A 19,325-nucleotide genomic window follows, 5' to 3' on the forward strand; every position below is an offset into this window, starting at 1 on the left:
AAATCTGGGAAAGGAGCTTCGTTCATGAACTTAATTTTAAGCCATTGGCATTGTATTATACCGGCAGCCTTTTTGATTGCAGCCATGTTCTTTTTAAGGGGAAAATCGTAAACCATAAGTAAATTCATATTCAGGAGGTTTGTAAATGAATCAGATCATTACACATAAAACTAAGATATTTTTCCGTACCATCATCATTATGGCCCTGGCCCTCATGGCCCTGACTGCCTGTTCTGCCAAGGATAAGAAGGAGAGCGGTTCTTCGGATAAGGCAGCACAGTATCAGAATGCCTCCGGAGATCTGGTAATCCCCGTAAGCGAGATCAGTGACAAAGCCAGCTTTTATCCCGTAACGGCTGATGGAACCAAAATGGAGGTTTTAGCAGTGAAGGCACCGGATGGAACCATCCGTACCGCATTTAATACGTGCCAGATCTGTTTTGGTTCAGGAAGAGGCTACTATAAACAGGAAGGTGATAAATTAGTATGTCAAAACTGCGGAAACCAGTTCTCCATGGATCTGGTAGAGGTGGAAGCAGGCGGCTGTAACCCATGGCCTATCTTTGATAAAAATAAGACTGTGACAGACGAATCCATTACCATTCCATCAGATTTCCTAAAGGAGTCAGAGCAGATATTTGCTAACTGGAAGAAATCTTATTAATCCGTAACTCTCCTGAGTCGAAAAGCTTCATCTTGTAAGTAGAAAGGCAGGCATGGTATACTGTGATCATGCATTGGCTACATCACAGGAGAAGGAAATAATACAACATGGAGAATGAATTAGTTACAATCAGTGAAATGGCAAAGCTTCATCATCTCACCCGCCAGACCCTTATTTACTATGATCATATCGGCTTATTAAAGCCCACATTTACCAATGATCACGGATACCGCTATTACAGCGTTTACCAGATTCCGGTATTAAGGGAGATCTGTCTGTTAAAAAAGCTTGGGGTAAAGCTTGAAGATATTAAAAAGAACATAGAATCCAGAAATTTAGAATCTGTCATCAATCTGTTGGAATTGCAGAAAAATGTCATTGATGAACAGATGAAAGAGCTGAACCTCACAAGGATGTATTTGCAAAAGAGAATTAATTTTTATGAGGACTCCCAAAAAACTTATAAGGCGGAAACTCCTCTGCTGAAACAGATTCCTCAAAGGCAGGTCTTGTTTGTACCGTTTGAGGAGCGGCCAGGAAAGAATGTTCTTCATCTTACGTTGATGAAGGCATGGAACAAGCTATTTGATTCCGACACCATTCCCTCCTGCGGGTTCGGCACTCTCATTCGTTATGAACAGTTCTATACTGAAGATCTCTATGAGAATTCAGGGATATTTGTGGTGCTTCCATATCCTCAGCCTGGTCTGCCAGGAGTAGAAGAGATTCCTGGAGGAACGTATCTTTGTATGTACAAATACTCCTATCCCTATGAAGAAAAGGATTTTCATTATTTGATGGAATGGGCCGAGAAGAACAATTACAGGATTATCGGGGACGCCCTGGATTTATGTCTGCTTGATACCACCTTTTATAATTCAGAGCACAATGTAGATTATTGCTGCTTACAGATTCCGGTTGTAAAGAATTGAATCGAAACAAAAGGGCTGCCGTTTTGGCAGCCTTTTTTCGTTGAGATTTTTAAATGCGCTCAGGGTGAAGATAGCGGTACGTGATATAAGAACATTTTCCAAGGATTGATCCACAGGCAAAAAACATAAGACCTGAGGCGATGAAACTGGCGCTTGGTCCACCAATTAATCGCAGACCTTGCTTTGCGGCAATAATCAAAATATAGATAATAAGACTTAAATAGGATTCTTTGTAAATAATTTTATTATTGGAATCCAACTGATACCGCAATGACTTCCCTCTAATACATCCAGTCAAAAGACCGGCTGTACCAAAAACCATCAAAGATAAAAGCATTTCATAAGAAAGTGTAAAATCCTGTTTCAGGTGATCTTCCAGTAACATTCCAATGAATAACACCGGCACCAACCATAAATTGGGGAATTTTATTTCTTTTGTTTTTCCTTTTGCAATATTTGAAATTTTTAATAAAAGTATGATAATTATAACATAGGATAGATTCATGTAAAACCTCCTCATAGGTAAGACCTGCATTCATTTGAAATCATCAGACAAAGCTGTGTCCTCAATTTTTTTATTATAAGCACTTTCAGGAACTCTGTAAAGTAAAAAAACAGCTGCCCTAAGTCAGCAGCAGAATTGTCTATGTTTCCGTAATATAAAATATTTTAAATATAATAAGAAAAACCCCTTGACTGTATAGCTACAATATAGCGCATAGTATCCTTAACGGCCGATGAATGAAAAAGTACAAGGAGGATTATTTATGTCTAAAATTAAAGTGAATGATTTGCGTTCTGCCTTAGAGCTTCTGGAATCAATTCCAGGACAGCTGATAGAAACTGATGTGGAGGTTCATCCTCATGCTCAGTTATCCGGAGTGTATCGCCATGTTGGAGCGGGCGGTACGGTTATGCGCCCCACCCAGGAAGGTCCTGCCATGATATTTAACAAGGTAACAGGGCACGAAGATGCCAGAGTTGCCATTGGCGTCCTTGCAAGCCGCAAACGAGTGGGATATCTTCTTGATGAGGCTCCAGAGCGTCTGGGTCATCTATTAAATGAATCTGTGAAGAACCCGGTGAAGCCAGTGGTAATCGATCAGAAGGATGCAAAATGCCAGGAAGTGGTTCATTACGCCACAGACCCTGACTTTGATATCAGAAAACTGGTGCCTGCACCTACCAATACAGAAGAGGATGCTGGACCTTACATAACCTTAGGCATGTGCTATGCCTCTGACCCGGAAACAAAGGAATCTGATGTGACCATTCACCGCCTCTGCCTTCAGAGTAAGGACGAGATTTCCATGTACTTTGTGCCAGGCTCCAGACATCTTGGGGTATTCAGGGAAAAGGCAGAAGCAGCCGGAAAGCCGCTTCCCATCTCCATCAGCATCGGTGTAGACCCTGCCATCGAAATCGCTTCCTGTTTTGAACCGCCTACAACACCTCTTGGCTTTAATGAGTTAGAGATTGCCGGAGCCATTCGAAAAGAAGGAGTAGAGCTTACCCAGTGCCTTACCATTGATGAAAAGTGCATTGCCAATGCAGAATATGTCATTGAAGGAGAGCTTCTTCCTGGAATCCGTGTGAGAGAGGATCAAAACACCAATACCGGAAAGGCTATGCCTGAGTTCCCTGGATATACAGGACCTGCAAACCCTGAGATTCCCATTATCAAGGTAAAGGCAGTAACCCACAGAACCAAACCAATCATGCAGACCTGTATCGGACCAAGTGAAGAGCACGTAAGCATGGCTGGTATCCCGACGGAAGCCAGTATTTTACAGATGGTAGAGAAGGCAATGCCAGGAAAGCTTTTAAATGTTTACTGTGCCTCCAGCGGCGGCGGTAAATACATGGCTGTGCTCCAGTTTTGCAAAAAGATACCAAGTGATGAAGGAAGACAACGCCAGGCAGCACTTCTTGCGTTCTCTGCATTCAGTGAATTAAAGCTGGTGGTCCTTGTAGATGAGGACGTAGACCCATTTGATATCAACGATGTTGTCTGGGCCATGAATACCCGTATGCAGGGAGATTCCGGTATTGTATGCATTCCAGGGGTACGCTGTCATCCATTGGATCCTTCCAATGACCCGGCAAACTCTCCCTCCATCCGTGATCATGGAATTGCCTGCAAAACAATTTTCGACTGTACCGTACCATTTGATCAAAAGCATCGGTTCCAGAGGGCAAAGTTTATGGATGTAGATCCTTCCCATTGGGTTCCGGACATGTTTAAGAAATAGAAAATACAACATAAGAGGTGGCAAATATGCCGATTGGAGTAATCGTCAACAGCCTGGCAGTACTGACAGGGGGTGCTGCAGGCGCCTTATTGGGCAATAAAATACCAGAGCATCTGCGCAACAATCTGACCCTGATTTTTGGTGTGGCTTCCATGTCCATGGGAATTACGGCCATTGTAAAATTATCCTATTTACCAGCGGTGGTCTTTGCCGTTATTATTGGAACCGCCATTGGTGAGCTTGTTCATCTGGAATATGGAATCACGGTAGTAGCAAAGAAGGTACAGGCACCAATATCAAGAATCTTTTCCGGGAAAGATTCTGGCATGAGTCAGGAAGAATTCATGCAGAAGCTTGTAAGCATTGTGGTACTGTTCTGTGCAAGCGGAACCGGTATTTTCGGAGCATTGCAGGCAGGTATGACCGGAGACCATACCATCTTGTTTTCAAAGTCAATCCTTGACTTTTTCACCGCAGCTATTTTTGCAGCCAGCCTTGGATATATTACCTGCACTGTCTGCGTGCCTCAGTTCGTGGTTTTGGTACTCCTCTTTTTTAGTGCCTCCATTATCATGCCCCTGACCAATAAGGAGATGCTCAGTGATTTTACCGCCTGTGGAGGTATTTTAATGCTGGCGACCGGACTTCGTATTTCTGGTATTAAATCCTTCCCAATTGCTAACATGCTTCCTGCCATGGTCCTTGTCATGCCCTTTTCTTACTTCTGGTCCCATGTCATCATGAGCCTGTTATAAGCCTATGAATAAAAAGAGAATTGTAGTTGCAGTCAGCGGAGCAAGCGGAGCCCCTCTGGCAGCAGCCTGTATCAGACAGTTAAAGAAGTTACCGGATTATGAGATTCATCTGGTGGTCAGCAAAGGCGGGGAGGAGACCATTCTTCACGAGCTTGATATGATGCTGGAGGAATTTAAAAAACTTGCCCATGTGTGTCATGATAATAAAAATATTGGTGCAAGCATTGCCAGTGGAACCTATGAAACAGAAGGCATGATCGTAGTCCCGTGCAGCATGAAGACGATAGCAGGAATCTGCAGCGGCTATTCCGATAATTTGCTTCTTCGGGCAGCAGATGTGACCATAAAGGAAAGAAGAAAGCTGATTCTGGTGGCAAGGGAAACGCCGCTTAGTCCCATTCATTTACGGAATATGGAGTATTTATCCAGACTTCAAAACGTGGTTATCCTGCCGCCTGTCATATCTTACTACAGTAAGCCAAAGTCCCTGGAGGACATTAATTTCCATATCGCAGGAAAGATTCTGGATGCAGCAGGAATTAAGGTGGAAGGCTTCAGACGGTGGGAATAGAAATGAATAAGGAGTCTCATGAAAACGTTTAAAAAGGTTATTAACGGTACAGAAGTTCGCTGTGATGTAAATGCCATGGGAGATGATATCTGCGTTCTCTTATATGGAGGCGACCTTCCTCATATTGGGAGTACAGCACTTTCCGTTCCCCGTCCCAGCCTGACGGGGGAGGGGATTAGTGCCACTACCTCCATATTAAATTGCCTTGGCCATAAGGACGACGTGTTGGCCAAGCTGTTCGCGGAAAAAATAGCCGCAAAGACAAACCATGTAACGGTATGTGTCTGTGGCATCCATGTGGACCATTTGTCTTTTGAGGATCTTCAGAAGTTGTATGATGGATGCTGCCAGTTTCTGGAAGAAATTATCCATTTTTTTAATTCCAAGGAATAAGAGCCAAAGACCAAAGCTTTGTAACAGGAAGAGATAAAACGACATATGACAGAATAAGCATATGAAAATGATAATAATAACTATATTTACATATTAATAAAAGCCTGTTATAATAGCGGTTACAAAAGGGTCAAATCCGAATGGATCTGCATAAGACATTGGAGGATAAGAATTATGGCGAATGAGAATCACTTCTGTACCTGCAACGAGACAACATGTAAGCTGCATCCCACAAATCACGATATGGGCTGCGATCCCTGTATACGTAAGAATTTAAATAAGGGTGAGATGCCGGGCTGCTTCTTTCATTTAATTAGTGACGATACTTCTGAGCTTGAGGAATTCACCATTGACAGCTTTGTAAAGTTCTATCTGGAGAATAAAAAAACAAAAACTCAGTAAATAAAAAGGAAATCCGAAGATTATCAGGATTTCCTTTTTTGTCTTATTAAAGTGATATCTTCTTTCCTCTTAAAATCAATGCACCAATCGCCATTACAACTAAGTATACAATTAAAAATGCCACAACAGCCATTCCATGAGCAAACCATGCCGCTATGATCATAAAGATACTGCCTAAAAGTGAAAGGCTTGGCATGAGAAACCGATTGAAAAATGTAAGCTCTTTTTCCTTTTTCATAAACATGATAAAGATAGGAATATAAAGTGCGTAAATTGTTACAATGGGAAGCTCTGAGGAATCAAAGGTAAAAAATCCGAACCAGCTAGAGGTTAAGTTTGCTCCATAAAAATAAAGGAGCCATAAAGCGCATAAAAATAACCCCAGAATTGCAGAGTTAACAGGCATATTGGTGGTAGGATCCACCTGGCTGAAAACCTTTGGATTTGGTCCGAGACCTCTGGCTGCGATGGAATAGATTCCTCTGGTACAGCCAAGCATCAGGCCATTTAAGGTCCCAAGGCATGAGATAATAACAAATACAAATAAAAGAGAACCGCCAGCAGAAGAGAAGATGGTCTGGAATGCAAGCTTGGCACCTGTTTCTCCGCCTGCCATCATGACTTCATTCTTAATGGTTCCTGCCAGTCCGATGTAGTAAAGGATATAAACGGACATGGTAATAAAAGTTCCGGCAATGAGCGCCAGAGGAAGGTTCTTTTTTGCATCCTTTAGCTCTGCATTGATGCAGGTAGCAATGATCCAGCCCTCATAAGCAAAGCTGGCTGCAACAATGGCAGTAAATAAGCCGCCTTTTGTACTTTGAGACACATAATGAGTGAAATTGTAAGCAGTCATACCGCTTTTCACTCCCATAAAGGTTCCCACCACTGCCATTAAAAAAAGCGGAATCAGTTTAATGACCGTCGTGCTTACCTGAAATTTACCTGCAAGGACAGGAGATAAGGCATTGAGTGTAAAGCTGGCAACCAGGTAGAGACATGCGATTGTCATACATTCGCCGCCGGTTATGGAAAAACCCAGAATTACGCAGGTATAACGGGCGGATACCCAGGCTAACACAGAGGTAATGGTAGGATAATAGATGATTGCCATAAACCAGCCTACATAAAAAGCATATTTTTTCCCCATGGCAGCTTCCGCATAATCTACCACTCCATTGACGTACTGGTATCTGGTAGCCATTACAGAGAAGGTGTAAGCACAGGAAATCATGATAATGCCGCCGATTACCCAGGCCAGGATTCCCTGTTTTAGATTGCCTCCCGTTGCCGTAAGGATCTTTTCTGCCTTAAAAAAAACACCGCTTCCGATCACGATGCCCACAACCATGGCAATGGCTGTAATAAGACCATATTTTTTTTCTAACTTTGGTTCCATTGTTCGACCATTCCTATTCTTCAATAGAATTCCTTTGTCTTTATTTTTTCACCATACATAAATAAATTACCCCAAAAACTAATTTTATATCGTTTGGGCCCCCATTTTTGTTGACGAAACTCTTATTATTTTAACACAAAATCAGATATAATTCATCAAGATTTTTGCTTTTTAGGGTATAAAAATGCACAGGCGGCCATAAGAGCCATCCTGTGCAAAATGATTGTAAACATTCCTCTAATTTGTTTCCTCCAGCTCCCATAGATGCCGGTCCAGACGAAAAGGCAGACAGGATAAAGCGCCTGTAATACCGATTATAAAAAAGAGAAGGGCAGCGCCAGAGCCTTTTCCTGATCCAAAGACTTGTAAAAGAAGACTGCCGGGAGCCTGATGTGCCATCAAGGGCTCAAAAACCTGATCGATGAGTATGCCTCCGCATAAATAACCCAGGGGTATGGTGAAAAACTGCAGCGTATTTCTTGCAGAATATACCCGTCCCTGCATGGTTACCGGTATTTTCGTACGAAGCAGGGCATCCATGTTAGCTCCCATAACGGGAATTAAAATCCAGCCAAGGACAGACCCAAAGCACCAGACAGGAGTAGTTCTTCCAAGGGCCAGAATGAAGTTCTCAGTGCTCATGGAAAAGAGCAGACAGTTTAATATCACTCTTACCCGGCTTTTCGGAGCAGGAAGAAGCGTTACCAGAATGCTTCCTGCCAGTGTGGCAAGTCCTGCGGCTGTATTTACCATACCAAGTTCTATTTTCCCGCCTCCGGCCCGGGAAAGCATCATAGGCGGAAGAGCGGCATTAAAAATAGAGGCTGTAAAATTAATCACGGCCAGAAACAAGATAAGGTCAAGGATACCCCGTTCCTTTTTTAAATAAGTTAACCCGCCATTTACAGACTCCAGAAGAGATTCCCCCACCTGTTCCTTGTCTGGCTCTATTTTGGGAATCTTTATGAAGCATAAAAGTGAAACAAAGGCTGTAAAAAAAGTGATTAAGTCAAACAGGATGACCAGCCGTAAGCCTGCAAAGGAAAGCAGGGCAGTAGACAGCACTGGAGCCAGAACCGTAACAAAGGAATTTGATAAGGAACGAAGCCCGCTGACTTTCTGATAATACTTTTTCGGAGTGAGTAAACTGACTGTCACATCTGCGGCAGGCTGCTGCAAGGTGTTCATAAGTCCGTTCACTGTGTTAAGGAAATACAAATGCCAGATCCTAAGCCTTCCTGTAGAAAAAAGGATAAGTACTAAAACGGTACAAACAGCAGCCAGGCTGTCGCTTGCCAGCATAATAAGTTTTTTGTTCTTCCGGTCGATAAAAGAACCGGCAAATATGCTGAATATCACATAAGGCGCATAAGAACAGATGGTCAGTAATGCCGTAGTCAGTGCAGATCCCTTTTGTTCATATGCCCAAATCACAAGGGCAAGGCTCGTCATGGAGCTGCCCAGTGAGGAGAAGGACTGTGTCCCCCATAAAATAAGGAATGTTCGAAGTTCCTTTACGTTTTCTTTAAAATGATGATACATGACTTTGCTCCTTAAAATTTTATTTTAATTAAGAAGTGCAAAGTCCGCAGGACGTGTGAAATCTCTCCGTGTAAATTCGTCCCTCTCAGACCTTACACGGAGCAGAGCCAATGCATAATCTCATATCTGTCTTCCTCGTAATTTCATTATATTTATTAATAAAAGTATACCTCTCCACTTCTTTTGGTGTCAAGCAAACAGATTCATAGATTTATAAGATTCTGGCAAAAATAAAAACACCAGCTTTCCAATGACAATAAAAAGCTGGTGTTTTTCTATATGGCTAAGAACCATTGGATCAGGAATGCATTGCCATAGAACAGCTGGCTTCAAGCCCATTCTGATGTAAATAATCGGTACCCCAGGAATAAATCGCCTCTAAAATAGGCCGGATGCTGATTCCCAGCTCGGACAGGGAATAGTCAACTCTTGGAGGAACCACAGGATACACGGTGCGGTTAATTAAGTGGTTATCCTCCAGCTCTCTTAACTGCTGGGTAAGCATCTTTGGAGTGGCCTGAGGAATCATTTTTCGTAATTCTCCAAAACGCAGGGTTTTATCTGTTAAGTGCCATAAAATTAGGGCTTTATATTTACCCCCGATCATATTTAAGGTAGTATCTACAGGGCAATGGTAAACGTTACAGTTGCAATCCATAAGTAATGACCTCCTTCTTAGTATCCTTTTGGGTACTATGTTACAATAAAGTACATACTTGCAAAAATCATAATAACTGTCATAATAATATCATGAGTTACAAAAAACTTCAAGGCAGTTCTTAAAAATAAAGGTGAGGTGAACGAGAATGGCAAGTGAAATGTTAAATATACGTGGCATGACATGTGCTGCCTGCGCACAGAGAATTGAAAAAACCGTGCGAAAGGTTTCCGGAGTCAACCAGGCCAATGTTAATCTGGCCAGTGAAAAGCTGTTTGTGGAATACGACAGCGATAGTGTGGATCTTTCTGCTGTTAAGGCAGCAGTTACCAAAATCGGATACGAGGTCGCAGAGAGAACCGAGCATGCGAAAGTGACCATTCCAGTTGGAGGCATGACATGTGCCGCCTGTGCAAGAAGAGTGGAAAAGGCTATTGGTAAGTTAGAAGGAATCGATGAGACTTCCGTAAACTTTGCAACGGAAAAGGCAACGGTAACTTACGACCCTCAGACCGTAAGGCTGTCTGCGATTCGCGGGGCCATTGAAAAAGCAGGCTATCAGGCTTTGGAAGCGGATAAAGCGGATGCGGCGGATGAAGACCGGGCCAGAAAGCAAAAGGAAATTAAGTTGCTGTGGACCAAGTTCATCGTCTCTGCTGTTTTCTCCCTGCCTCTTCTCTATATTGCCATGGCTCCTATGATATCCTTTGTCCGTCTGCCATTTCCGGCAGGGATTGAGCCTATGCGGTACCCGCTGATCTATGCGCTTTTGGAGATGGTTTTGGTGATACCGGTAATTGCAGTGGGATATCGGTTCTATACAATAGGATTTAAAGCCCTGATCCAGAGAAGCCCCAATATGGATTCTCTGATTGCCATCGGTACCACAGCAGCTGTGCTTTTCAGTATTTATAATACCTTCCAGATAGCAGCCGGTCATTTTATGGCTGTAGATGCACTTTATTATGAGTCAGCCGGTGTTATTATAACCCTGATTCTTCTTGGAAAATCCCTGGAGGCAGTATCAAAGGGCAGAACCAGCGAAGCCATTAAAAAGCTCATGGGCCTGGCTCCTAAGACAGCTACTGTATTTATGGATGGGATAGAAAAGGAAATTCCTATTGACGAAGTGGAGATAGGAGATGTTATTATAGTAAAGCCGGGAGAAAAAATTCCCGTAGACGGAACTGTTTTAAGTGGCCATACCTCCATTGATGAATCCATGCTTACCGGTGAAAGTATGCCGGTAGATAAAAAAGAGGGGGATCCGGTCTATACGGCCTCCATAAATACCACTGGTGCCTTCCGTTTTAAAGCAGAAAAGATCGGCAGCGAAACAGCCCTGGCTCAGATCATTAAGCTGGTTGAGGATGCACAAGGCTCCAAGGCACCCATTGCCCAGCTGGCAGATATCGTTTCCGGATATTTTGTTCCTGTTGTCTGTGCCATTGCACTGGTGGCCGGTATTGCCTGGTATTTCGGTACCGGTGGAGATTTAAAATTTGCGCTTACCATCTTTATTTCCGTACTGGTAATTGCATGTCCCTGTGCTCTTGGTCTTGCCACACCAACTGCAATCATGGTGGGAACAGGAAAGGGAGCTGAGAACGGAATTCTTATTAAAGGCGGAGAAGCACTTGAGACCGCTCATAAGATAACTACCATTGTATTTGATAAAACTGGTACCATCACAGAAGGAAAACCAACGGTAACGGATGTTCTTACGGCAGAAGGTATTAATAAAGATACCCTGTTACAGCTTACCGCTTCTGCGGAAAAGGATTCAGAACACCCTCTTGGTCAGGCCATTGTACTGGGGGCTAAGGAAGCCGGACTTGAGCTATTTGCCACAGAACGGTTTGAAGCTTTAACAGGCCGTGGAATCGAGGCCCGCATTCAGGGAGAAGATATTCTTGCCGGAAACAGAAAGCTGATGGAAGAGAGAAATATTTCCATGGCTGGCATGGAGGAAATCTCCGACCGCCTGGCAGAGGAAGGCAAAACTCCTATGTATGTGGCTATGAATGGAACCTTAGCCGGAATCGTTGCAGTGGCTGATGTAGTGAAGGAATCAAGCCGGGCTGCCATTGAAAGTCTTCATAAGATGGGAATGGAAGTGGCGATGATTACGGGAGACAATGCAAGAACTGCCGCTGCCATAGCAAAACAGGTTGGTATCGACCGGGTGCTTTCCGAGGTCCTTCCAAAGGATAAGTCAAGCGAAGTGAAGAAACTCCAGTCAGAAGGCAAAAAGGTTGCCATGGTAGGAGACGGTATTAACGATGCACCAGCGCTTGCACAGGCTGATATTGGAATTGCCATTGGTTCTGGTACTGACGTAGCCATGGAATCCGCTGATATTGTGCTCATGCGTTCTGACTTAATGGATGTGCCGACCGCCATTCATTTAAGCCGGCAGACCATACGAAACATCAAGCAGAATCTGTTCTGGGCCTTCGGTTACAACGTAATTGGAATTCCTATTGCAGCAGGACTTCTTCATCTGCTCTTTAACGGCCCGCTGTTAAATCCTATTTTTGCAGCTGCCGCCATGAGCTTAAGCTCTGTTTCCGTACTGACTAACGCATTAAGGCTTAAGAGATTTAAGCCAGTGACAGGAAAGAGGTGAACCAGCCATGAATAAAAATGGAAAACTGATTGGAGCTGTTGCAGCCGCAGTGATACTTACAGCGGCCATAACAGTAGGTGTTGTGAGAACGGCAGAAGGCAATTTAGATGTAATAGGAAAAGGGTCAGAAAAATCCTTTGAGGCAGTAATCGGTGCACTTCCAGATGCTGTTAAGCGTGACGAGACGAGTGGAGGCTGGTCCTTAACTTCACCTGATGACAGCGTACGCGTTATCTGGAGTGAGGATTATCAAAAAAGCCCGGTATACGATGTTATGCTTAAATTTGATGCAAAGCCGTTTTTAGACGCTGGACTCGATGAGAGTAAGCTTCCTGATATTTATAAAAAGGATGGGGAAGCATTCCTCGTAGGAAGTAAGTTTAGTAAGGAAGGAACGCCATTAAGCGGCGAGGCAGATGCCATATCCGCCTACAGGCAGATTGGAACATATAACCCAGATATCATTAATTATCATTCAGCCATGGATCATTACGGCTTGAAGCTGGGGGATGGAAACATGTTTGAATGGGCCAAAAATATGGAAACCAATACCGCATCAGGCAAAGATCAGGATAAGGATATTGTATTCGTCTTAAATCCAGAGCCACTGCTGGCAGCTGGGGTTGATCCTCAAAAGGTAGAAGGCTGGGTCTATGCCACGGTTCCTGTTATGGACCACGGGAAAAATATTGAGGTTTACAAATTTTTAAAGCCCTTTAATATAAAATAAAATAAAATAAAATAAAATAAAATAATGGAGGTATTACAAATGGCAACAACAATTTTAAAAGTAGAAGGTATGTCCTGTCAGCATTGTGTGAAAGCAGTGACAGGAGCAGTCGGAGAAGTAGATGGAGTGTCTAACGTTTCCGTAGACTTAGAAGCAAAAACAGTAACCGTGGATCATGATCCGGATAAGGCTCCGGTTGACAAAATCAAATTTGAAATTGAAGATCAGGGCTACGACGTAGTGGAATAAAGAAGTCGGGAATCGCTTAAGGGCGGTTCCCGCTTTTCCTGCTTATTTTGGATATGGATTGAGGTGTTCGGATGATTAAGAACTTAAAAAATGTACTTGTGGTGGACGATGAGCCTAAGATCCTGGAGGTCGTCTGCCTTCTTTTAAAAAGCAAAGGCTTTTGCCCCATCCCTGCGGAAAATGGAAAAAAGGCACTGGAGATATTTGAGGCCGAAAACATCTCACTCGTCCTTCTTGACCTGATGCTTCCTGATCTCTCGGGAGAAGAGGTATGCAGTGCCATAAGGAGAAAGTCGCGGGTTCCCATTATCATGCTTACGGCAAAGGTAGAGGAAAATGATGTGGTGGAAGGCTTTTCCCTTGGAGCCGATGATTATGTGATTAAACCATTTGGCTTAAAGGAGCTTTATGCCCGAATCGAAGCCGTTCTTCGCAGAACAGAGCCTGATTTAATCCCATTGACCAGGTTAAATTCCTGGCGGGATGGAGATCTCATCGTGGACTTTGAAAAGAATGAGGTAAAGAAACATGGAACGCCTGTGACTCTGACTCCCAGTGAGCGAAACATATTATCAGCCCTCATCAAATACCCCGGAAAGGTATTTACAAGAGAAGAGCTGATTGAAACAGCCATGGATAAAGGCTTTGCAGGCTACGACAGAGCCATTGACAGCCATATCAAGAACATAAGAAAAAAGATTGAAGACGATCCTAAATCCCCAGTCTATGTCCTGACCATACCAGGCCTTGGATATAAGTTCGGAGGGTGAAGCCATGAAAAGCTTAAGAAAACAGCTTTCTCTATCCATTTTTCTCATCCTGTTTCTTACCGTCTTTTTAACAGGAATTCTTTCCAACTGGCTCATTAACCGGGAGTTTGAAAAATATATCATTCAGCTGGGAGAAGAGAGACGGGAAAATATTGTTGATGAGCTAGGAAAGCAGTATGATGGATTAAAACGGGTCTGGAAGCAGGATTATGTCCATGCCATTGGAATGAATGCCCTATATGACGGCTATATCATAAAGCTTTATGATGCAGGCCATAACGTAGTATGGGATGCTGAAAATCATGATATGAGTCTTTGTGGACAGATCATGGATGAAATATCCGTTCGAATGAAAGAGAGAGGCTCCAAAGGCGGCTTTGTGGACAACGTCTATGAGCTGAACCAGAATGGAAAAGAGATTGGAAGTATTTCCATTAAATATTACGGACCATTTTTCATGAACGAAGCTGATTTTGATTTTATCAATGTCATGAATAAGGTGCTGATCTTCATAGGAATCTTATCTGGTGTTTGTTCTATCATTGCTGGCTGTTTGCTTGCCAGGAGGATTTCCCGTCCGGTTACTAAGACTGCCTACATTGCAAAGCAGATTTCGGAAGGAAATTATAACATACGGTTTGAGCCTGGCACCAGAATTAAGGAGCTTGACGATCTTGCAGAAGCCATCAATCAGCTGTCAGACGGTCTGGGAAAGCAGGAGAGCTTAAGAAAACGTCTCACTGCTGATGTAGCCCACGAGCTAAGAACCCCCCTTACATCCTTAAGCTCTCATCTGGAGGCAATGATGGAGGGCTTGTGGGAACCTACCTACAGCCGGCTTAGCAGCTGTTTTGAAGAGGTAAAGCGTCTAGGCACTCTGGTCGCTGATTTAGAGCAGCTTGCCAGAATGGAAAGTGAAAATCTGGTATTAAAGAAATCAAAGGTAGATCTTTTAAGCCTTGTACAAATTGTATCCGACACCATGAACGGAGAGTTGTTAAAGAGAAACCTATCCTTTGACTTAGAGGGCTCGTCCGTAATGGTGGAAGCAGATAAGGACCGGATCAGCCAGGTGGTCGCAAATCTTCTTTCCAATGCAATGAAATATACACCTGAGGGTGGGAGCATAAAAGTGGTAGTTTCGGAAACTTCAAATGACGGCATCATAAAGGTAAGTGATAACGGAATTGGAATCCCGGAACGAGAGCTTTCCCTGGTCTTTGAGCGGTTTTATCGTTCCGATAAATCCAGAGACAGAAAGACGGGAGGTGCAGGGATCGGACTTGCCATTGTAAAGTCCATCGTCACAGCCCACGGTGGAAATGTAGTGGCAGAAAGCACCCTGGAGAAGGGAAGCAGCTTTACCGTAAGCCTTCCAAAGGCTATGAATAAGGTGAGATTGTAATAAAAGAGACAGGAAAAAACAGTTCCTGTCTTTTTTTGTGTACTAAGCATGATATTTACATGTGGCATGTATAAGGCTTTCAGGTGGATGCAAGGTTTAATTGTGAAATTCAGCTGATAGATATGTTACTTTAAGGTAAAATATTACCGGCAATAATCAACACAAAGTATGGAAAGAAATAGAGGTTTTATAAGAAAAGTAAAAAATATCGTTTTTTTCTATAATAACAGTCAGATTTCATTGGTATGCTTCGAAAAAAGCGGAATGATATAATAAATAAAACAAAGTAAGGTTCAGCAAAGCGTGAAGGAGTGAAAGGAATGAAAAAGTCTGTAACAACAAAAGCATCAAAGACCACGTTGCAAAGCCGCAGGTTGTTTTACTGTATTGTACCGTTTATCATACTGAGTTTTCTGTTTTCCTATTTTCCGCTGCATGGTTGGATTTATGCTTTTTACGATTATAAACCACCTCTTAAATTGTCTCAGTGTGATTTTGTAGGCTGGAAATGGTTTCAGACGCTCTTTGCAAATAAAACCCAGGTCGCGCAGATCGTTCAGGTCATGAAGAACACACTTGCAATGAGCTTTTTGGGGATTCTTACCTCTGTATTTCCAATTGGATTTGCCTTATTTCTCAATGAGATAAAATGCAAATGGTTTAAGAATGTGGTACAGACTTTAACAGCACTTCCTAATTTTATTAGCTGGGTACTGGTTTATTCTGTGGCATTCAGCCTGTTTACAGACGGCGGTATGATAAATTCTCTGCTTCTGCATCTGGGAGTCATTACGCAGCCAATTAAATTTTTAGACAGTGATGCTCATATCTATTCTTGGATGACTTTCTGGAATGTGTGGAAGGGACTGGGCTGGGGGGCAATCCTTTATCTGGCAGCAATTGCCGGAATTGATTCAGAGCTTTATGAAGCAGCCCGGGTCGATGGTGCCAACAGGTTCCGTCTGATGAAGGAAATCACCCTTCCATCTTTGATGCCCACGTTTTTTGTTTTACTGATGATGTCGGTTGCCAACTTCTTAAATAATGGAATGGACCAGTATTATGTATTCCAGAATTCTTTTAACAAAGAGCATATTCAGGTATTGGATCTGTACGTGTATAATATAGGTATGACAGGAAGCAGTTTGTCCCTTGCCACTGCCATCAGTATGTTAAAGAGCATAATCAGTTTGATCTTGCTGGCCATAGTAAACTTTGTATCCAAGAAAACACGCGGGGAGTCCATTATTTAGGGGGGGGGGATGTTTCGTGGGAACCAGGAATAAGAAACGCAAAATAATAAAATGCAATGATTTGACTTTTAACATAATAAATTACTTCGTATTTTTCGTGATCACTCTCATCTGTTTTTATCCCTTTTACTATATGATCATCAATACCATCAGCGCCAATGATTTAAGCGCCAATGGTTCCATTCGTTTTTTGCCCAGATCTATCCATTTTGATAATTATAAGCAGGTATTATTAATCAATGGCTTATTAAGATCAGCTCTTGTATCCATTGGAAGAACTGTGATCGGTACGGCCTTTACGGTATTGGCCTCCGGGTTTTTGGGATTTATATTCACCCAGGAGAAGATGTGGAAAAGGAGGTTCTGGTATCGGTTTTTCATCATTACCATGTATTTTAATGCAGGACTCATTCCGATGTTTATTACCATGAAGACACTGCATCTGACCAATACCTTTTGGGTATACGTCATTCCGGTCATTATTCAGCCATTTAATATCATTCTTGTTAAGACTTATATAGAATCCATACCAAGGTCCTTACAGGAGGCAGCAGAGATGGATGGAGCGGGGATTTTCACTGTATTTAGAAGGATTATACTTCCCACAGCAAAACCCATACTGGCTACTGTGGCGATTTTTTCAGCAGTCGGGCAGTGGAATTCATTTCAGGATACCCTGATTTATGTGACGGATCAGAAATTATATTCCTTACAGTATTTATTATATACGTATATCAATCAGGCCAGTTCTCTGGCGGCAATGGTACGAAATAATGGAACCTCTGCCGTGAGTGCCGTTGCCCTGGCCTCTCAGCAGACGCCAACTTCTATCCGCATGACGGTGTCTGTTATCGTAGTGCTGCCCATTTTGTTTGTTTATCCGCTATTCCAGCAGTTTTTTGTAAAAGGAATTATGATCGGATCGGTGAAAGGTTAAAAAGGAGAGAGAGAATGAAAAAGAGGATTTTAAGTTTGCTGCTCTGTACGGTTATGACAGCCACAACCATATTGGCAGGATGCGGCAAGGAAACTACCAGTTCATCTGGCAGTGGCGATGGAAATAAGGATGAATTCATCACCGTAGATGTATTTGATACCTTGGCGAACTATCAGGGAATTCAGTCCGGCTGGTTTGCAAAGGTAGTAAAGGATAAATTTAATATGGAGCTTAACATTATTGCTCCTAATGTGGCAGGAGGCGGAGATACTTTATTCCAGACCCGCTCTGCCGCAGGGAATCTGGGAGATCTTATCATTTCTAAAACAGAGAACGGGCGCTTTGAAAATATGGTAAAAGCCGGACTTCTTATGGATATGACAAGTCTACTAAAAGATAAAGCAGTTTTAACCAATTATAAAGAAGCCATTGATCTCATGAACGGAGATTTGGAGACCAAGGGAATCTTTGGCATTCCAGGTGAAATATCCAATCAGTCACCGTTAGTATCCTCAGAGGGGATCGAGCCGCTGGTATCTCCATACGTGAGATGGGATTCTTATAAGGCCATAGGATATCCGGCAATGGAATCTTTGGAGGACTTTATTCCGGTGATGAAATCCATGCAGGAGAACACGCCGAAAAGCGATTCTGGCAAAAAGACTTATGCCATCTCATTGTTCAAAGACTGGGATGACAACATGATGGTAGGAACGAAAAACTACGCCTCTTTATATGGTTATAATGAAATTGGCTTTGTATTAGTCAAAGCAGACGGAAGTGATAGCCAGGATATTACCTCCAGTGATGGCTATTATGTAAAAGCATTGAAATTTCTGTTTCAGGCAAATCAGGCTGGAGTGGTTGACCCGGAATCGACCACACAAAATTACGATATCTTATCGGATAAATACCGTGACGGTCAGATTCTGACCTCTCTCTGGTCCTTTCAGGGATCGTCCTATTATAATACAGTGGAACACAAGAACATGGGAAAAGGGTTCATGCCAGCCTATATAAAGGGAAGTTCCCCGTTTTCCTTCGGCTGCTATCCAAATGGCAATGGAAAGACGATTATAGCCATTGGCAGCCAGACAAAGCATCCGGAAAGAATTGCAGAATTTATTGACTGGCTGTATTCACCGGAAGGAATGGAGATGGCAGGGCAGGCCAATGGAGCAGCAGGAATTGAAGGCTTGACCTGGGAGATGAAAGACGGGAAAGCAGTCTTTACAGACTTTGGGGAAAAGGCACTTCCTAATAATAATGTACCTGTCCCAAAAGAGTGGGGCGGCGGCTCCTGGAAGGATGGAGTATGCGCGTTAAACTTTAAAACCTTGTCAATTGTTGACATTGACCCCAGAATCAATGAGCCTTATCTGACCAGCATGTGGTCTTCGGAATTAGCAAAGAGAACAACGCCCCTGGATCTTGACTGGCAGGAAAAATCCGGCGGGGCAAAGACGACCATTGAATTTCTGGAAAATAACCATGCACTGTCAGTGGCTCCGGGGACTTCCTATTTACAGCCGGAAGAAGGCTCCGATATTACCACCCTTCGTGGACAGTGTAAGGCAGTGATCGTAGATGATTCCTGGAAGATGATCTTTGCAAAGGATGAGACAGAATTTAACAGCATCCTAAAACACATGCAGGATACGGTCAAAGGTCTTGGATATGAACAGGTGCTGAAGGTGGATATGAAGAATGCGAAGGATCTGGCGGACTCCAGAATTAAGGCGGTGGAAGAATACAACAATAAGAGTAAGTAGATTTTTCATCAT

At 43.0% G+C, this 19,325-nt stretch carries 19 protein-coding genes; 15 read left to right on the top strand and 4 right to left on the bottom strand.

Features of this window, described 5'->3' with window-relative positions; genetic code table 11:
• Nucleotides 1–145 precede the first annotated feature (145 nt).
• Together T546_RS0113445 and T546_RS0113450 are read left to right on the top strand one after the other, a co-directional pair.
• Complete coding sequence (locus tag T546_RS0113445; protein ID WP_026892055.1) at nt 146–664, top strand: DUF2318 domain-containing protein; 519 nt, start codon at nt 146–148, stop codon at nt 662–664.
• A gap of 107 nt (nt 665–771) precedes the next feature.
• Nucleotides 772–1,596 carry a MerR family transcriptional regulator gene (locus T546_RS0113450; RefSeq protein WP_026892056.1) on the top strand — a complete coding sequence of 275 codons (825 nt, stop codon included), beginning with the start codon at nt 772–774 and terminating at the stop codon, nt 1,594–1,596.
• Between the two features lie 49 nt (nt 1,597–1,645).
• Here the strand turns inward: T546_RS0113450 and T546_RS0113455 are convergent, their stop codons facing one another.
• On the bottom strand, nt 1,646–2,101 hold the full coding sequence (locus T546_RS0113455) for a hypothetical protein (RefSeq protein WP_034599283.1): 456 nt from the start codon (nt 2,099–2,101) through the stop codon (nt 1,646–1,648).
• Between the two features lie 262 nt (nt 2,102–2,363).
• Here T546_RS0113455 and T546_RS0113460 point away from each other — a divergent pair, with 262 nt between their 5' ends.
• The 5 genes from T546_RS0113460 to T546_RS0113480 all read left to right on the top strand — a co-directional run bounded on the left by T546_RS0113460 (nt 2,364) and on the right by T546_RS0113480 (nt 5,969).
• Nucleotides 2,364–3,848, top strand: coding sequence for a UbiD family decarboxylase (locus T546_RS0113460; RefSeq protein ID WP_026892058.1), 1,485 nt, complete (start codon nt 2,364–2,366; stop codon nt 3,846–3,848).
• Nucleotides 3,849–3,874: 26 nt separating this feature from the next.
• Complete coding sequence (locus tag T546_RS0113465; RefSeq protein ID WP_026892059.1) at nt 3,875–4,603, top strand: DUF554 domain-containing protein; 729 nt, start codon at nt 3,875–3,877, stop codon at nt 4,601–4,603.
• A gap of 4 nt (nt 4,604–4,607) precedes the next feature.
• A complete protein-coding gene (locus T546_RS0113470; protein WP_026892060.1) occupies nt 4,608–5,174 on the top strand; it encodes a UbiX family flavin prenyltransferase in 567 nt (188 codons plus the stop codon).
• 18 nt (nt 5,175–5,192) lie between these two features.
• On the top strand, nt 5,193–5,567 hold the full coding sequence (gene lpdD, locus T546_RS0113475; RefSeq protein WP_051629833.1) for a prenylated flavin chaperone LpdD: 375 nt from the start codon (nt 5,193–5,195) through the stop codon (nt 5,565–5,567).
• A gap of 174 nt (nt 5,568–5,741) precedes the next feature.
• Entirely contained in the window at nt 5,742–5,969 is a 228-nt protein-coding gene (locus T546_RS0113480) for a DUF6485 family protein (protein ID WP_026892062.1), read from the top strand.
• A 46-nt stretch (nt 5,970–6,015) separates the two neighbouring features.
• On the opposite strand, the gene T546_RS0113485 is transcribed toward T546_RS0113480, so the two are convergent.
• From T546_RS0113485 to T546_RS0113495, 3 genes are all read right to left on the bottom strand, one after another.
• Nucleotides 6,016–7,368 carry an APC family permease gene (locus T546_RS0113485; RefSeq protein WP_026892063.1) on the bottom strand — a complete coding sequence of 451 codons (1,353 nt, stop codon included), beginning with the start codon at nt 7,366–7,368 and terminating at the stop codon, nt 6,016–6,018.
• A gap of 237 nt (nt 7,369–7,605) precedes the next feature.
• Nucleotides 7,606–8,910 carry an MFS transporter gene (locus tag T546_RS0113490; RefSeq protein WP_026892064.1) on the bottom strand — a complete coding sequence of 435 codons (1,305 nt, stop codon included), beginning with the start codon at nt 8,908–8,910 and terminating at the stop codon, nt 7,606–7,608.
• Between the two features lie 298 nt (nt 8,911–9,208).
• The gene (locus T546_RS0113495; RefSeq protein WP_026892065.1) at nt 9,209–9,568 is read right to left on the bottom strand and encodes a winged helix-turn-helix transcriptional regulator; all 360 of its coding nucleotides are present in this window, start codon (nt 9,566–9,568) and stop codon (nt 9,209–9,211) included.
• A gap of 148 nt (nt 9,569–9,716) precedes the next feature.
• Between T546_RS0113495 and T546_RS0113500 the strand changes: the two genes are divergently transcribed.
• From T546_RS0113500 to T546_RS0113535, 8 genes are all read left to right on the top strand, one after another.
• Complete coding sequence (locus tag T546_RS0113500; protein ID WP_026892066.1) at nt 9,717–12,197, top strand: heavy metal translocating P-type ATPase; 2,481 nt, start codon at nt 9,717–9,719, stop codon at nt 12,195–12,197.
• 7 nt (nt 12,198–12,204) lie between these two features.
• Complete coding sequence (locus T546_RS0113505) at nt 12,205–12,927, top strand: hypothetical protein (protein WP_026892067.1); 723 nt, start codon at nt 12,205–12,207, stop codon at nt 12,925–12,927.
• A 39-nt stretch (nt 12,928–12,966) separates the two neighbouring features.
• Nucleotides 12,967–13,176 carry a copper chaperone CopZ gene (copZ, locus tag T546_RS0113510; RefSeq protein WP_026892068.1) on the top strand — a complete coding sequence of 70 codons (210 nt, stop codon included), beginning with the start codon at nt 12,967–12,969 and terminating at the stop codon, nt 13,174–13,176.
• Nucleotides 13,177–13,247: 71 nt separating this feature from the next.
• On the top strand, nt 13,248–13,946 hold the full coding sequence (locus T546_RS0113515) for a response regulator transcription factor (protein WP_026892069.1): 699 nt from the start codon (nt 13,248–13,250) through the stop codon (nt 13,944–13,946).
• Between the two features lie 4 nt (nt 13,947–13,950).
• Nucleotides 13,951–15,351, top strand: coding sequence for a sensor histidine kinase (locus T546_RS0113520; protein ID WP_026892070.1), 1,401 nt, complete (start codon nt 13,951–13,953; stop codon nt 15,349–15,351).
• Between the two features lie 320 nt (nt 15,352–15,671).
• Nucleotides 15,672–16,604 (top strand): ABC transporter permease, encoded by a 933-nt coding sequence (locus tag T546_RS0113525; protein ID WP_026892071.1) that lies wholly within the window; start codon nt 15,672–15,674, stop codon nt 16,602–16,604.
• A 16-nt stretch (nt 16,605–16,620) separates the two neighbouring features.
• The gene (locus T546_RS0113530) at nt 16,621–17,541 is read left to right on the top strand and encodes a carbohydrate ABC transporter permease (RefSeq protein ID WP_026892072.1); all 921 of its coding nucleotides are present in this window, start codon (nt 16,621–16,623) and stop codon (nt 17,539–17,541) included.
• Nucleotides 17,542–17,555: 14 nt separating this feature from the next.
• Nucleotides 17,556–19,313 (top strand): type 2 periplasmic-binding domain-containing protein, encoded by a 1,758-nt coding sequence (locus tag T546_RS0113535; protein ID WP_026892073.1) that lies wholly within the window; start codon nt 17,556–17,558, stop codon nt 19,311–19,313.
• Nucleotides 19,314–19,325 lie beyond the last annotated feature (12 nt).

Origin of the sequence: [Clostridium] aerotolerans DSM 5434 (genome assembly GCF_000687555.1) — a bacterium.
Classification (GTDB): domain Bacteria; phylum Bacillota; class Clostridia; order Lachnospirales; family Lachnospiraceae; genus Lacrimispora; species Lacrimispora aerotolerans.